This window comes from Pseudorhodobacter turbinis, from assembly GCF_005234135.1.
Classification (GTDB): Bacteria; Pseudomonadota; Alphaproteobacteria; order Rhodobacterales; family Rhodobacteraceae; genus Pseudorhodobacter; species Pseudorhodobacter turbinis.
This window is the reverse complement of sequence record NZ_CP039964.1, coordinates 427,154-442,870: the sequence shown is the minus strand read 5'-3', so window position 1 is coordinate 442,870 and position 15,717 is coordinate 427,154. Positions and strand designations below refer to the sequence as shown.

The window sequence follows — 15,717 nt, the reverse complement described above, 5'->3', positions numbered from 1 at the left end:
GCTTTTTCGGCAATGGGGGGCCGGTCACCTCCCGACGCTAATCGGGACGTTGCAACGCATGGATCCATACTGGAGGCGGTGTGATCCTTGAAACTTCGCGACTATTCTGCTACTGTTTCAGGTGATACTGGTGGACCAAATCCGCCTATGTGAACGCTCAGCCTGTTGACGCAGGGTGGGCGTTTTCAGTTTCAGGTCTTCGTCATCGCAGTCTCCTCTGTAACGGTTTTCGTGTTTGCGGCTTGTTTGATGATAAATCACCTAACCGCTGATATTGCGTCTTGAAAAGCGATAAGTTTTCTTTCCAAACGCATGAAATTATAAGATAAAAATCATGGGCTTACAAAGCTTGCGAAAAACGTTACGACGGATTTTTTTCGCAACATGATATCGATCCGCTCTGAGCTGGGATTTGCAGATATTCGTCATCATCTCCGCACTCGGCCGCACTGACACACAACATAGGCGGCACCCCAAAATGCTTTTTCGCATTCTGAATTGCGCGGATAGCTGATTCCTTTCGATACTGAAAAGTCTCCCTCCACAGCCCCATATCGCAGCTTAGGGGCCCGCTCAGGTACCGCCCCAAATCAAAGAGAGACATAAATAACCACATTTCGAAGCAGATTGTGCCGCCGCGATTCGTGAAAGACGTCAGTACAAAGCTCAGATGGATGGAAAAAACGAAACTCATATCAAGTCCTCAGACATGCACGTGCCGATAGGCACCGTGCTTTTAAACCTTTGAGGATGGATACGATGCCCATAGCTGGACCGCATATCCCCGCATCTGGTTGAAAACCGAAATTTCTAACTGACGCCGAGCAAACTCTTGGATGAGGTTCTGAACTCACATCAGAACGGCATTATCCAGAGCCTTATCGGCAGTCAGTCGACCTCGATCCGGTCAACCTATTCGCTGTATCAGCGATGCGAGGGGGATATGTGTATGTGTCATCATGGGGCAGATCATAGTCAAAGGCTCCAATCATAGACAAGCTGTGACCGAGCCAAACAAAGTGAGTGGCGCCAGCATAGTTGCAGATTAAAAACACTTTGAGAAATAATTCACATCACCAATTGCCAAGACTTGCGCAGTTGTGGCAACTTCTTCCCTATCAGGGCGAGCGAAGCGAATATACGTTCCCCTCTGATAGGGAAGGTCGACTGTTCCCACAAGAATGTAAGATTTTGAGCCAATTTTCCCGAGAATTTATTTTACAGCGCTACTTGACTGATCTTTGAGGTCAAAGCGGACAGATGTGGCCCAAAATGCCAGTTCGCCTATAAAATGGCCTCCCCGCTCCCTTAAGGCGAGCCTCACAAAACTGAAATCCGGCGCTAAACGCAGTACGCCATTCAATGCCAAGTGCTGGCGGGGATCACTATGATTGTTCTGAAAAATTCCGCCGCGCATGGGCATCATTTGCTCATGATGAAAATCCGCCCCTAGTCTTAGCACGCTGCCCGAATTCGCCGGACCACTTCAGCACACAGATGTCGTCGGGGGGCGGTTACATCATCAAAGCCCGTCCCCGCTACCGAAGTCCTGACCCTAATAAACTGCCTGATGGCCAGACGGCTTAATGATAATGCAACAGTGTCCTTGATTTTGAAATTTTTTGAGTGTCTTCTTTTTTTGTAATTTGTGACTCCATTAAAGTGGGTGATCCCAAAAACATAGAAGGATGTCCGGTGTTTAAATTTACGGAAATGCGCCCTCATAGGGGCGTTCAGATTCACGCAGCGCGCCTTCGCCATATACCGCTCTATCCTGAAGACTCAGACAGTGCCCTGCTGGCTGCCGCGCGCAATACCGGCCTGCCCAATGCACTGTCCCTTATGGCGTATCATCTGGACAGTGACGGGTTTCAAAGCCGGCTGGCAGGTTACGAGGCCGCGATCAATGGTGGCATTTCAAACATCGCACCCGACTACCTGTTAGGTATTCTAATGGATCAGTCGCTTGCCTATGCCGCCACTTTGCCCGCATTGTCAGACCCCTACCTCGCCAATGTCGTGCAATATACCCGCGGCGTTGCCAAAACCTACGGTGTGCCCCGAAATATTGCTGTTTTGGGCCTTGTCGAAGCCGAATTTCCTGAACTGTCTGATGATCTTTATGCCCTGATGCTGACGTCGACCCGCTATCCTGAATACCGACGGTTTTGCGCCGCCAGACATCGCGTCGCCACAATTGCCGCACGCTACGGCACGTCGGCGTTTGCCGAAACAATTGCGCCACATGACATCGACGTTGGCCCCCAAGCTTTCGATATGTTGCGCGTGTTTTATGGCGGTCGAATTCTTTTGCCTCAAGGCGTTGATGTGATGCGCCCCACCAACGGGCCGCGGCCGGGCACCGGCCCGCTTACCCCCCGCGATGCGGTGCGCGGCGGGATGCTGTCCCACGTCGAGGCCCAAAAGGTCACCCCCGATCGCACCCTCAAAAACGTCTCCCGTAAATCGATCAAGCAATCCAAAGGGGTAGGATCATGAGCGCTAACAAAGCTGGCCTTCCCGACTTCTACCCTAACCGCGACGTTCAGTTCTCCTTCGGCGATCTTTACGTTACCAAAAGCAAACTCCTGACCCACGAGCTCAGCAACATTTCCCGTATCGTCAATGTTCTGGGTGGTCAGTTTAGCGAAATCCTGCATGAACATGAAGAAATCAGCGAAGAAGACAGCTATTCCGAGGTAGAAAACGAAACGACCGAAGAAAACTCGCTGACGACCTCCAGCACTGAAGCGCTGGAAACCGCCGCCAATACCCATCAGGATAAAAGCAACGCGTTTTCTGTGTCAGCTCAGGTCAAAGCCAGCTACGGCGTAATCAAAGCGCAGGTCGATAGCAGCTATGACAACCAAAACGCAACAGGCTCCAGCCAATCCAACGCGCAAAGCTATGCCCGTACCGTAGTTGAGACCAGTCGCAAAACCGTGCGCAGCCGCGTATTGAACCAGTACCGCAAAAACACCCGCGTACGCGACCTCGAAGCCCGCAAAATGGGGATAGACAATCGCGGCGGATCAACCGCAGTGGCCGTCTATCGCCATGTGTCCGAAGTCCATGAAGCGGTGCTATATAAACATCAAAAACATCTGTTCGCGCGCATTTTCATCCCCACACCTGCGGAAAATTACGCCAAAAACATTGCAGGCGTGTTGACTGCAGCGAGCACGTCTCCGGCGGGGCTCAAATTTACCAAAGACGGCGAAAAGATCGACCTGTCTTTTGCCAATCTGACCCTAGCGGGGTCAACAGCCGGCACCCTGTGGATCGACGAAAACTGGCTCGCGCTGGCGGCCGAATTCGGCATCACCGACCCCACACCCTTCCCGACACTGAAATTCGAAAATAAAGCGTCGACTAAAGAACTGAACGCCCAGGCCAACGTCACAGAAACTTACGATTCCAAGGTGGTGACGTTCACCGTGCCGGAGGGCTATCTGCCCGACCAAATGGATGTTACGCCAACATGGGGTAGCAACAAAAGTTCGGATTCCCTGCATACATACGTGCAAATTACCATTCCAAAACACGACATTTGGAACATCGGGATCAGCAGCCACGCGCGCGTCACCGAACCCCTACCCAACTTCACAAGCCAAGACGTGGCCGATTTTGTGGATGGCCAGTTGCAGGTCAACGTCCTGACCGCGTGGACAGCGCTCATCCACATTTCGATGCTGATGACCTACCGCCCCAACGATGACACCAAGGCGCTATGGCGGTTGGCATTCTACAATCAGATCCTTGACGCCGCAGACGGTGCGCCCACCATCGAGGACCAGCTCGGCGTGTCGCGCCGCGTCAACGTGCTGGCCAATGCTGACGCCGCCGCGCAAATGATCCGCGAAGAACTTGAACGCGAAACCATCCAATACGTGCTGGGCACGGACCTCAACGGGCTTGACGCCTATCATCGCCCCCCGTCCACCGACGCCACCCAGTACCCCGCGCTCAACACTGAAAAGACCAACGACTTGCAGTATGTCGTCGGGTTCCTCGCCTCGGCGTTCGACTTTGATAAAATGTCCTACCGGTTTTTGCCTGGCTATCTGGGCGCAGAAAGCAATCGCTCTAAACTGTTTGACGGCAAGACCAGCGGTGAAGTGCGCAAATTCCTGCAAGCGGGCTGGGCCGAAGTCATACTCCCGATCCGGCGCGGCGAAGAATTCAAACTGTTCTACATGCTGGAAACAGGCCAGATCTGGAGCAGTTCGGACGACGAGGCGCCCCTGCCCAACGAGCGCCGCTACCTCGCGCTCTCCGAGGAAATCGAGGCCGACCGACTGACGTCTGACACAGACGCAGATCCTGTTGAAATCGACCGCTGGACATTCAACCTGCCCACCCCGTTCGAGATCATCCAGGACGGGGCTGATATTTCGATTACCAACCCCACCCCCGCATCCGGAACCGACATCACCGGCGGGTCGGGTGATCTGGGCGGATAGCGGGCGCAGCGGGTCAGACGATGGAACAGACACACATCAAATACATCGCGATCCAAGGGGCCGCAGGCAAAGGCGCGGCTTATATCGGCGCGCTTCAAGCCCTGGAAACCCTCGGGATATTGGCGTTTGATACAAACGAAAAAGCGAGCCGCAATTTCAGCCAACTCAAAGGCATCGCAGGCACGTCGGCAGGGTCGATCACGGCGGTCATGCTCAGCCTTGGGTACACTGCCGCAGAAACCAACGAGATGGTTATCGAAGATCCGCTGTTCGCACTGGCGTTTGGTGAAAAACCACAGGCCGAACGCTACCGCGCGGTGCATGGCGCAGGCGATGACGCGTCCCTCGAGGTCGGTTTTCTAAGCGGTCGCAAATTGCGCAAATCATTTAATGATCGCACGGTGTCGCGTCAGGATCTCCTGCAAGATCCCTACACAATCTCCTCCAGAATTCTCAAATCATTCTCGACAAAATCGCCCGAACTCAAAGACTTGCGAAGCCTGGTCCACAAACACCAAAAAGATATTATCGGTAACGCCTGGGGTATCTTGGGCGGCGCGATCGGCTCGGGCGTGCTCAAAAGCCTGCCGGATCCAGTGGTTTTGGGCAACATCGCCGACGCGCTCTATGATGACCTGTATAGCGAATACAACGAATACCGCAGTCTCGTGAAAACGCTCGAAAGCTGGGGCAAAAAACAGGATGGCTCTACCCACGCGTTGGGGGAATTCGCAGGCTTTCTTGTGATGCTCCCGATCCTGAGCCAGTTCACCGATTTCATTGATGGCCTGTTCAAGTCCTGGAAAGACGCGCGAGATACGGGTGATCTGTCGGGTGGCAAAACCCTCGGCGTTGCGGCGGTCACAATGGCCTGCCTGCTGGTGGTGTCCTATTTGCTCACACAGTTCTTCAACCACATGGAAGACGACGACAACGACCGCTGTTCACCGGAAAACCAGATCAAACGCCAGATGCGCGCCAGTTGGGAGCTCAAGAAAACCCTGATCCGCGTGATCTGGCAATCCAACGTGCCCAACGTCCCAATCATCACGCCGCTGTTTCGCAACATCATGAAACTGGACGAGCTGTCGCCGACAAAACCCGTCAAAACCTTCAATAAAAGCCGTGAACTGGTCACAGCACAAGGCAAGCTTCTCAAAGAACTAGCGGGAATCATTGACGAAATCTTGACGTGGTCACCGGACGCACTTGCCGCGCGGGTTGGCAAGGAAATCCCGATGTTCGTCGGGGCCTTGGTGAAACCTGTGCAAATCATGATGTCCGAAGGCGGCCTATTTGACGGGGCGCGCGTGCGCTACATTATTGCGCGGCTGATCTATGAAAAAGTCCGCGTTCATCCGCATTATCATGGCACCAATAAGCATAAGTTCTCGCGGCGTGGTGAACCTCTGACATCGGCGCTGCAAAACGAAACCGTTCAGGCATTCGGCCCTGATGAAAACGTCAAACGGCTCACCCCAAAGAACCGCAAAAACATTCAGGACAAGGTGAACACCGCCGAGAAAGAACTCATCCGCCTCGAAGCCCTGCCCGAGGCCGACCCCCAAGCCCTTGCTGAATTGAACGCAGAACTCGCCGCTCTATTGGGTGAGATGACCCGCGAACCGAAAAGCACCCCCTATCCGGCGTCCGCACGCGGTCGCCTTGATGCGCTGCACACCTTGTTGGACATCGAAAGCATCCGCGACCATTTCGACATCATCCAGACCGAATACTCGTTCGAAAGACACAAAGCCCTGTTCCCCCACCACCTTGTGCTGTCCGCTGCCAATATCAGCATCGGTGAAGGTTGCTATTTCAACGCCTCCCTGACCCCCGACTTCCCGATTGTGGATGCTTTGGGCATGTCTATGTCGATCCCCGGCATCTGGCGCCCCGTCGCCGTTAAATACCGCCCCGCGAACGGCGCTGGCCGCCAATTGCCTAACGAACAAGGGCAGGATAAAAACTTCTATGACCGCAACTATTTCGGTTGGTTCGTCGATGGTGGCGTTTTCGAAAACCTGCCGCTGTTTGCATTCAACGGCTATCAGACCCCCAAGGGTCGTGAAATCGATCCGCATCTCCAAACCCCTCTCGAAGCCACAATCCAGAACCTTGACGGATTTCCCGAAGGTCAGATTCTGGGCATCTCGAACAGCGGCAGTAAATGCGTGGTCGTTGACGACGGCGACGGGCCGAAACCCGCTCTAAAGTCGGGCAAAGTCCGCCAGCAAGACGCAATGCGCCTGCCCAATCCGCAAGGGCATTTCAAAACCAACAAGATCAGCTTTGGCGCGGTGCTGGGCAGCACGTTTGAGGGCATTTTCGGGGACGCGTTCAAACTGCGCGGCTACGAGGCCGAACCCTACCAATCCCACATCCTACCCGTGGATTACGGATTTATGGGCGCGCTGGAATTCGCCGCCAATATCCAAGAACTCTATGCGGTCGAAACCCTGAACTACAAAATGACCATGGCCCATTTCGGCGCCCCGTCCAGCGACCTGCCCAAAGTTTTCCACGCGCTGTTCGACAAAGACCAAATCCACATTGACCGCCAGCGCTTACGCCAAGAAATGAAGTTCAAAGGCTTCCGTCAGAACTTCAAACAAAAAGACAAGGGCCGAATTGGGAAGTTTTACTTGTAACGGGGTTCTCAATTAGCCAGATATCGCAAAACCATGATACATCTCCAATACTTTAATCTTTGGTCGGAGACCAAGAATTTTGTCATCTAGGTGTTTGCTCCCACGGTTTGAACCGCCCGCAGTTTGCCGGAGGGTGATTACATCATATCATGCGACCATATCTAATTTGTCGAACTGGGCATAGTTACCTCTCTTCTGATTCTGCTGGCGGGATGTATCCGATAGGCTCCAGGAGGCGGCGATTGTTAAACCACTCGACCCATTTGAGCGTTTCCCACTCGACCGAGGCCATGGTTTTCCATGGGCCAAGTCGGTGAATGACCTCAGCTTTGTAGAGGCCATTTATGGTTTCAGCCAAGGCATTATCGTAGGAATCGCCGACGCTGCCAACCGAGGGTTCGATCCCTGCTAGGCTCTAGGTAACGTCCCCGGGTAATCGCCCCCTTTTTAACGGGGTGCATCTGTAGAACTTACGCGGCCATTTTCAGTTTCATAGCGGGTGTGATGCCGCCGATGCCCATGTTCGGGCGGTCGTTGTTATATGTCCAGAGCCATTGTGTGGCCTGATCCTGAGCCTCCTCGATGCTTTCGATGATGTATTGATCCAGCCATTCATGCCGAACCGTCCGGTTGTAGCGCTCGACATAGGCGTTCTGCTGGGGCTGTCCGGGTTGGATGTGCTGGATCGTAACACTATGTTTCTCAGCCCATTTTCTCAGTGTTTCGCTGATATATTCCGGCCCATTGTCGACCCTGATCGTGCCCGGTTTTCCGCGCCATTCGATAATGCGATCAAGGCTGCGGATGACCCGTTCGGCAGGGAGCGAGAAATCAACCTCGATCCCCAGCCCTTCGCGGTTGAAGTCGTCCAACACATTCAAAAGCCGAAAAGCCCTGCCGTCGCCGAGGCGATCCGCCATGAAGTCCATGGACCAGGTCACATTCGGTCTGTTCGGGACCGCCAGAACGTCAGGCTTCTCCCGTTTCAGCCGCTTGCGCGGCTTGATGCGCAGGTTCAGTTCCAGCTCACAGTAGATCCGGTAGACCCGCTTGTGGTTCCACGGATGCCCCTTCACGTTGCGCAAATGCAGGAAACACAGGCCAAATCCCCAAGTCTTGCGCGCATCCGTCAGCCCTGTCAGCAGATCGGCGATCACCTCGTTCTCGTCTTTCAGCTTCGGGCTGTAACGATAGCAGGTCTCGCTGACCTCGAAGGCCCGGCACGCCAGCGCGATGCTGACGCCCCGTCGCTCTACCGCCGTTTCGGCCATCTCGCGGCGCTGAGATGGCCCCGTTACTTTTTTCCGAGGGCTTCCTTCAATAAGTCCGCCTGCATGCTCAGATCTGCATACATCCGCTTCAGCCTGCGGTTCTCTTCCTCCATGGCTTTCATCTGGCTGACCATGGATGCATCCATGCCACCATACTTCGCACGCCATTTGTAAAACGACGCATTGCTCATGCCATGTTCACGGCAAAGCTCGGCCACCGGCACACCACCTTCGGCTTGGCGCAGGATCGCAAGGATCTGGGGTTCGCTATATCTGGTCATTTTCATTCAAAATCTCCTCGTTCATCTTGCCGAGAAAATTCTACTTCCGCAGCCCCTTACTTTCGGGGGGGATTACCCCCGCAGCTATTTCATAGCTGCACCCTCTAATTGACGAAGATCAATGTGTGCTGATCGAGACGCGCGGATAGTTATGGCATTAGGAACACAGCTGTGAATAGGAAATACTATGGCAAACGAAACTGTTGAACACGGCCAAGGCGTAACGGTCATCAAGGTGCCAGAGGCCGTAGGTGTGTTTGAGACTTTTGAAAGCTTTCAAAAGGCATTTTATGACCTTCGAATGGTGGGCTTCAGTCGCTATGACCTGAGCATTTTGGGCAGTGACAAAGCCTTGGAAGAAAAATTTGGCGACGCTTACTTGTCCGGCAAAGATATGGAAGACGATGCGCGCGTGCCCCGTGCAGCGTTTGTTTCGGAAGAAGCAATTGGCGAGATGGACGGTATGATCATTGGTGGGGCATTTTTTATTCCATCCTACATAGCAATGGCGGCAATGGCCGCAGCAGGGGCAGCGGCGGCGGCAACTGCTGCGGTCGTTGCAGTTGTAGGGCTGCCAGCCACTGCCATCGGTTTGCTCTTTGCCCGCAGAATTCAACAGCACCACAAAGACTATTACGCCGAACAAATTGAACGAGGCGGTATCCTGTTATGGGTGCGTGTTGCGGACAAAGACAAGGAAAAGCTGGCTGTTGATATTCTTACGGGACATTCGGGAAAGGACGTTCACGTCCATGACTGGAGCGTTTGAGGCTGTGCTTCAACCTTAAACAGATGCCACGTGGATGGTGGGCCTATAGCGGACCATAACTGCGTCCGCACTGCGCACCTAAAACCACACAGCCGGCACCTTCTGTTGGAAGGTGTCTCCAAAAGCCGACGTTGGCGCAGCCGCAGCGAAAGCTCAGTTTGTCCGCTTAACGGTCATAGGCAGTGTTTTTTTATGTGCCGATCTGGATGCGGATGCCGCGAATGGCAGTTCAGAGCCCACACTGTAAATTCAAATTTCGTGCTGCGTGCGCTCGCAGCACGAAAACCAACGGTGCCGCCGCTCCCCCCGCGGTCGTCTCGCAAAGGAGGAAGCTGTCATTTAGGCAGTGGAGCTAAGAACCCATACTGCCTCAGGACTAACAGGGCATTAGTCAGCGCGATGTCAGTGACCGCTTCCGGCTATTCGCGACCTTTCTTCTGTTGCCCTAGGCCATCACGATCAAGCAATAGAACCGGTTCACACTTTAGAAGAGGTGTTTTCCGCGAACAGAGAACACCTGGCGCGTACATTACGGCCGGGTCGCCTTTGAGTCAGCCTCCCCAGTGAAAAGTAGTGCGACACTTTCTTCGGTTTCCAACAGCATCTACTTCCGTTCGTGCAAAATACGTCCAATCAGGTTCATCAACAATTGCGCAGCAAGGGTCGATGACGGATCAGCCTTACACTGATCGCATGGTGGCATGTGCCGCCCTTTTGCGATGGAGAGAGGCATGACAAACGGACAAACGACGATTTATGTTGGTATTGATGTATCGAAGGACAAGCTTGCGGTCGCGATTGCCGATGGTGGCCAAACGCCAACCGGTAAAAGTGCGACGGATGGCTTTAGCCACCCAAGCAGCGTAGCTTCGCGGCTATGCGTTCTTTGCAACGGGCGTTGAACAGCGATGAGGCAGAGGTTTTAACACCTGTGCTTGATTAACAAGCCATATTTTAGCTCAGGCATTTTGGGCTTCAAGATTCCGAACTTATCTACTCTTTAATGTTGGAGGCAGGGCCAATTAGCTCGGCCCGAAGAATTGGAGAGACGAAAATGACAAATGGAGACAGAGCAAAGAACATCGCAAACTTGCCGGTGGTGGAACAAGTGAACTTGTTGCGGATTGCCGCTCGAGACACGGCTTCCCGGGAGGTCAAGGGTAACACGAAAAACCGCTTCTACGCGTATGAATGCGGCCTGTCGCCGCGCGTGGTCGACGCAATGCGAAAGGAAGGGCACGGCGAGAAAATCTTGTCTGGGCCTGGGCGCAATTCTGGCCGCTGGTATTTTCCTACGGAAATCTTGGGGTAATCCCCCCCGAAAGTAAGGGGCTGCGGAAGTAGAATTTTCTCGGCAAGATGAACGAGGAGATTTTGAATGAAAATGACCAGATATAGCGAACCCCAGATCCTTGCGATCCTGCGCCAAGCCGAAGGTGGTGTGCCGGTGGCCGAGCTTTGCCGTGAACATGGCATGAGCAATGCGTCGTTTTACAAATGGCGTGCGAAGTATGGTGGCATGGATGCATCCATGGTCAGCCAGATGAAAGCCATGGAGGAAGAGAACCGCAGGCTGAAGCGGATGTATGCAGATCTGAGCATGCAGGCGGACTTATTGAAGGAAGCCCTCGGAAAAAAGTAACGGGGCCATCTCAGCGCCGCGAGATGGCCGAAACGGCGGTAGAGCGACGGGGCGTCAGCATCGCGCTGGCGTGCCGGGCCTTCGAGGTCAGCGAGACCTGCTATCGTTACAGCCCGAAGCTGAAAGACGAGAACGAGGTGATCGCCGATCTGCTGACAGGGCTGACGGATGCGCGCAAGACTTGGGGATTTGGCCTGTGTTTCCTGCATTTGCGCAACGTGAAGGGGCATCCGTGGAACCACAAGCGGGTCTACCGGATCTACTGTGAGCTGGAACTGAACCTGCGCATCAAGCCGCGCAAGCGGCTGAAACGGGAGAAGCCTGACGTTCTGGCGGTCCCGAACAGACCGAATGTGACCTGGTCCATGGACTTCATGGCGGATCGCCTCGGCGACGGCAGGGCTTTTCGGCTTTTGAATGTGTTGGACGACTTCAACCGCGAAGGGCTGGGGATCGAGGTTGATTTCTCGCTCCCTGCCGAACGGGTCATCCGCAGCCTTGATCGCATTATCGAATGGCGCGGAAAACCGGGCACGATCAGGGTCGACAATGGGCCGGAATATATCAGCGAAACACTGAGAAAATGGGCTGAGAAACATAGTGTTACGATCCAGCACATCCAACCCGGACAGCCCCAGCAGAACGCCTATGTCGAGCGCTACAACCGGACGGTTCGGCATGAATGGCTGGATCAATACATCATCGAAAGCATCGAGGAGGCTCAGGATCAGGCCACACAATGGCTCTGGACATATAACAACGACCGCCCGAACATGGGCATCGGCGGCATCACACCCGCTATGAAACTGAAAATGGCCGCGTAAGTTCTACAGATGCACCCCGTTAAAAAGGGGGCGATTACCATCCACCTGCGTCTTCGTAACACCCGACATAACCTCCATAGCGCGCTGAATTTGCGCATTATAGTCCTTGACCGCCTCGGTGTAGAATTCAGCTTGGACTTTTGCGCTTCAACATCCCGCTGAATCCGGGACGTCGCGAACTTCATCATTTCGTCACCCAGATCGGACCATGCTTTCAACTGCGGGTCGCTCATCGGATTGAACGGCATGTTGCCGAGCATGCCGGCGAAGTCGGTAGCCGACTTATCGGTTGCTTTCTTAGTCATAGCGTTTTCCTTTCGTCACTGGTGGATCTTAACATCGGGTTTGAAACGTTCGTGAGGCGTAAGCAGCTGACTGTCGAAGCGTCCGGCTCAGCCCTGGATGCTCTCAAGATAGGCGAGCAGACCCGCAAGCGCTCTTGGCGTCGGCGTGTAAACGCCATCGAGCTTAACCGGTACTAAATCATCAGCCATCGCGCCGCCGAACTGCGGCATCACGCGTGCGAGGTGACTCTGCGTTGGATCACCCCAGATGTAGGCAAGAGCACGCGTGGCAGGAAACGTACCACCATTGGTACGGCTGAGCGTGGTCAAGTCGGTTGGCGCAACAGGCAAGTCTTTGGATATTATACCATCGCCACGCCCACTCGGTCCATGACACGAGGTGCAGCTCTCAGCAAAAAACGCCCTGCCGTCGGACCTGTTTGGCATTGAGGGTCCGACACACGCGACCACACCTATCAAAGCCAAGCCTATCGCTGTAACAAAACCGACGTTGATGCGCATGTATGGCCCCAAAGTTGCTCAAGATGAGATCATCTTAAGCATCCGGCGCTCAGGCGATATGATAGAGATCAAAAAGAGACATTTCCTTGCGGTTGAGGAAATCGCTCAACAGCTTCCCGTCCTTCATAAAGGGCGGATTGCGGACCTTCGCTGCAGCCGCGCAGGCTAGTTGCCAGACGGGCAGAAGCGGCTATTCAAGTCCTAGCTACCGAAACCCACAAGCTGCGCCGCGCGCCAAGGTCGGCTGTGCGCAGACACCTGCCGTTCGCTGCGGGTGCAAACACAAGCTTCACCCTTAAAGGGCGAGAGCGTCTAATCGAGGTGACCCTTGATAAATTGCCCTAGCGCCAGACGGCTTAATGATAATGCAACATGTATAACCGCCCCTTGCGCAAGAGATATTTTCAGAGCTGATTTTGGCGCGTCATCGGGTGCTGACATGTATCCGGCCTCACGATGCGGCGTCACACATGCCGCGGGCCCGTATGGTGTTCGAGGGTCGGGTCCAGATCAAAGCCGCGTGCTCGAAGGCACTCTGTTGCACACTGGTTCTCCCGATCCCGTCTCACGACGATTGCGCCAAACTGCTCCTTGCCCTCTTTCGCTCCGACGTCCTCGCGACCTACAGCGGGCTTACGCCGCCGTGGCCGGAGCCTTGTAGACGCCACCTCGGGCCATTAGGGCCCAGACGATCCGCGCCATTTTGTTTGCGAGCGCCACCCGCACCAGCATCGGTGGCTTGCGCGTCAGCATCCCGCCCAGCCAAGTGCCGGGCTTGGCCGTAGCATGGACATGTCGTTTGATGATGACGCTGTTGGCGCCAACCCTACCAATCCCACACCCATGCACCCGTCAGCAACGCTGCTGGGTTCACAAGTCCGCCAATGTGCTGAACTACCTGCCCAAGCGGACCCAGCCCAAGGCCCGAAAGATGCTACATGACATTTGGCAGGCGGAAACCCGTGAGGATGCGCATGCATCATTCGATTTATTCATTGAAACTTTCGACGCAAAATACCCAAAGGCCACCGAATGCCTGATGCGGGATCGTGACGAGCTGTTGGCTTTTTATGACTTCCCCGCCCAACATTGGCAGAGCATCCGCACATCGAACCCGATCGAAAGCGCCTTCGCCACAATCCGGCACCGAACAAAACGTGCCAAGGGCTGCCTCAGCAGAGACGGCATGTTGCATATGATGTTCAAGCTCGGTCAAAGCGCCGAGAAAAGCTGGCGCAAGCTGCGCGGCTTTGCCTATCTCGCCGACGTCATACAAGGCGTCGATTTCGTAAACGGCATCAAGCCATCAAACCAGGATCAGGCCGCCGCATGAAAAATCCGTGGACACCAGATTTGACAATAGCTCCGCGCGACGTCAGCACAAACCGCGATCGCGGTAGACGGTGGGCTGCCCCGCCCCGCCGAAGTTAGTGCCGACGATAGCCGTTCATAAACCTTCAAAAAGCGCATCGGTTTTGAACGGGGTTTGTGGTGGCGGGAAACGAGCTAAGAAGCGAAATCACCAAAAAGGAGCGTTTACGAAACTATTTTCAAGTTTATCGTGCGGCCAAAACAAACATGGGCTGACTTATCGGGCTAAGTAGAACACCTAGCGTTAGAAGCGCATGTATAGGAAATGACCACCATGCAAAAAATCAAGACATCCAATCCTGACTTTATACTCCGACATGCTTCCCCGAATGACGCGGAGCTTGTTGTTAAATATATGAAAAAACTTGGAACCTATCAAAAGATGGCGGACAAGATCACCGCAACAGAGCCCCAGATCAAACGGCTACTGGATGAAAATTTGGGCGAGGCATTATTTGGATATTACAAAGAAGAAATCGTAGGCTTTGCCTATTTTTGCCAAAAGTCATCAGCATTTACCGGGCGCTCAGGCCTCTACATTGATGGGTTCCTTGTCGATTCTCAGGTTCGCCATCAGGGTTTTGGAAAGATCATTATGGGGTATCTTTGTTCGCTAGCGTTGCAACGAAACTGTCAGATGTTGGAATGGGGAGTGCTGGATTGGAATATACCCACCATTCAGTTCTACAAAAAACTTGGGGCTTATAGTGTGGACGAGATGACAATATTCAGGTTTACGCCGGACGATCTAAAATCCAATGCCCTAGCATTTGAGGGCCAAACATAGCCCTTTGTGATAGGCTGGTTTGAACTGACATTCACACCCTCTTGAAAACGACCGTTTCTGGAACGGATAGGCAAACCTAAATTTCGTTCTAAAACGGTCCTTTTTGAAAGGCGTGCATTTATGGTGATCGTCAGCGCTGTGTTCGAACCACCCCTTTTTTAAACAACGGCCTGTTCCAGTGAGCCGGTTCAGGTTAGATCGTGATTATGTCTGATTTATCTATAAAACCTGCAGCTATTGCTGACGTCCTCGCAGAAGAAATCATTAGGGGCGACATTGCTCAGGGTGCTCGACTTGCGCAGGATCATATCGCCGAACGATTCAAGTGCAGTCACGTCCCTGCACGCGAGGCGCTTCAGCGCCTTGTTCAGATGGAACTTGCCACCTTTATCCCCAAGCGCGGTGTCCGAGCGTTTTCTTTGACTGACGCAGATCAAGACGACATTCAGGAGATGAGACTTGCTCTGGAGCCGCTGGCTTTGACGAAAGCGGTTGCCAAGATTACGCCAGCGGCTCTGCAGGAAATGGAGCTTTTTCGGCTTGCTTGCGACCATGCCAAAGACCCTATTTCTTGGGAAAAAGCCAACCGGCAGTTTCACTTGGAAATTCTGAAACCCTGCGAACGGCCTCTTTTGCTGGAGCGCATCAAGCAACTTCAGCGTCTTTCCGCACAGAGGTTTCACGCCAGATGGCGCGAAACGTGGCAGAGCACCTCGGACAAAGACCATGTGGCGATCCTTCAGGCCATGGAGCGGCGTGAAGGAAATACAGCATCTACGATCTTAAGGCGGCACCTCTCCCGTGGATGATTTCAAGACATCCTTGCAAACTATCTATAGTTCAAGTATTTTT

At 53.8% G+C, this 15,717-nt stretch carries 11 protein-coding genes and 3 pseudogenes; 10 read left to right on the top strand and 4 right to left on the bottom strand.

Annotated features, from left to right (window positions below; translation table 11 throughout):
* Window positions 1–1,695: 1,695 nt before the first annotated feature.
* The 3 genes from EOK75_RS02025 to EOK75_RS02015 are packed head-to-tail and all read left to right on the top strand — an operon-like array spanning window position 1,696 to window position 7,114.
* A complete protein-coding gene (locus tag EOK75_RS02025) occupies window positions 1,696–2,499 on the top strand; it encodes a hypothetical protein (protein ID WP_168199115.1) in 804 nt (267 codons plus the stop codon).
* The gene (locus tag EOK75_RS02020) at window positions 2,496–4,463 is read left to right on the top strand and encodes a hypothetical protein (RefSeq protein ID WP_137192352.1); all 1,968 of its coding nucleotides are present in this window, start codon (window positions 2,496–2,498) and stop codon (window positions 4,461–4,463) included. The genes EOK75_RS02025 and EOK75_RS02020 overlap by 4 nt, the downstream gene beginning before the upstream one ends.
* A gap of 20 nt (window positions 4,464–4,483) precedes the next feature.
* A complete protein-coding gene (locus tag EOK75_RS02015; protein WP_137192351.1) occupies window positions 4,484–7,114 on the top strand; it encodes a patatin-like phospholipase family protein in 2,631 nt (876 codons plus the stop codon).
* Between the two features lie 147 nt (window positions 7,115–7,261).
* Here the strand turns inward: EOK75_RS02015 and EOK75_RS02010 are convergent.
* Window positions 7,262–7,523 (bottom strand): annotated as a pseudogene (locus EOK75_RS02010) (integrase core domain-containing protein); the annotation flags it as partial.
* 61 nt (window positions 7,524–7,584) lie between these two features.
* Window positions 7,585–8,672 (bottom strand): IS3 family transposase gene (locus EOK75_RS02005; protein WP_137192138.1). Its coding sequence is split into 2 segments (ribosomal slippage): window positions 7,585–8,411 and window positions 8,411–8,672, totalling 1,089 coding nucleotides; the frame shifts between segments, so codons are not numbered across the junction.
* Between the two features lie 181 nt (window positions 8,673–8,853).
* Between EOK75_RS02005 and EOK75_RS02000 the strand changes: the two genes are divergently transcribed.
* From EOK75_RS02000 to EOK75_RS01990, 4 genes are all read left to right on the top strand, one after another.
* On the top strand, window positions 8,854–9,435 hold the full coding sequence (locus tag EOK75_RS02000) for a hypothetical protein (RefSeq protein ID WP_137192350.1): 582 nt from the start codon (window positions 8,854–8,856) through the stop codon (window positions 9,433–9,435).
* 731 nt (window positions 9,436–10,166) lie between these two features.
* Window positions 10,167–10,337 (top strand): hypothetical protein, encoded by a 171-nt coding sequence (locus EOK75_RS20665; protein ID WP_168199091.1) that lies wholly within the window; start codon window positions 10,167–10,169, stop codon window positions 10,335–10,337.
* 152 nt (window positions 10,338–10,489) lie between these two features.
* Complete coding sequence (locus EOK75_RS01995) at window positions 10,490–10,747, top strand: hypothetical protein (RefSeq protein WP_137192349.1); 258 nt, start codon at window positions 10,490–10,492, stop codon at window positions 10,745–10,747.
* A 66-nt stretch (window positions 10,748–10,813) separates the two neighbouring features.
* Window positions 10,814–11,901 (top strand): IS3 family transposase gene (locus tag EOK75_RS01990; RefSeq protein ID WP_137192138.1). Its coding sequence is split into 2 segments (ribosomal slippage): window positions 10,814–11,075 and window positions 11,075–11,901, totalling 1,089 coding nucleotides; the frame shifts between segments, so codons are not numbered across the junction.
* A 392-nt stretch (window positions 11,902–12,293) separates the two neighbouring features.
* On the opposite strand, the gene EOK75_RS01985 is transcribed toward EOK75_RS01990, so the two are convergent.
* Both EOK75_RS01985 and EOK75_RS01980 read right to left on the bottom strand, forming a co-directional pair.
* Complete coding sequence (locus tag EOK75_RS01985) at window positions 12,294–12,707, bottom strand: c-type cytochrome (RefSeq protein ID WP_240793993.1); 414 nt, start codon at window positions 12,705–12,707, stop codon at window positions 12,294–12,296.
* Between the two features lie 633 nt (window positions 12,708–13,340).
* Window positions 13,341–13,532, bottom strand: a pseudogene (locus tag EOK75_RS01980) (IS110 family transposase); the annotation flags it as partial.
* Between the two features lie 13 nt (window positions 13,533–13,545).
* Here EOK75_RS01980 and EOK75_RS01975 point away from each other — a divergent pair.
* The 3 genes and pseudogenes from EOK75_RS01975 to EOK75_RS01965 form a co-directional block, all read left to right on the top strand.
* Window positions 13,546–14,040: pseudogene (locus EOK75_RS01975) on the top strand (transposase); the annotation flags it as partial.
* A 312-nt stretch (window positions 14,041–14,352) separates the two neighbouring features.
* Window positions 14,353–14,865 (top strand): GNAT family N-acetyltransferase, encoded by a 513-nt coding sequence (locus tag EOK75_RS01970; protein ID WP_137194243.1) that lies wholly within the window; start codon window positions 14,353–14,355, stop codon window positions 14,863–14,865.
* 206 nt (window positions 14,866–15,071) lie between these two features.
* Window positions 15,072–15,674 carry a GntR family transcriptional regulator gene (locus EOK75_RS01965; protein WP_137192348.1) on the top strand — a complete coding sequence of 201 codons (603 nt, stop codon included), beginning with the start codon at window positions 15,072–15,074 and terminating at the stop codon, window positions 15,672–15,674.
* Window positions 15,675–15,717: the final 43 nt, after the last annotated feature.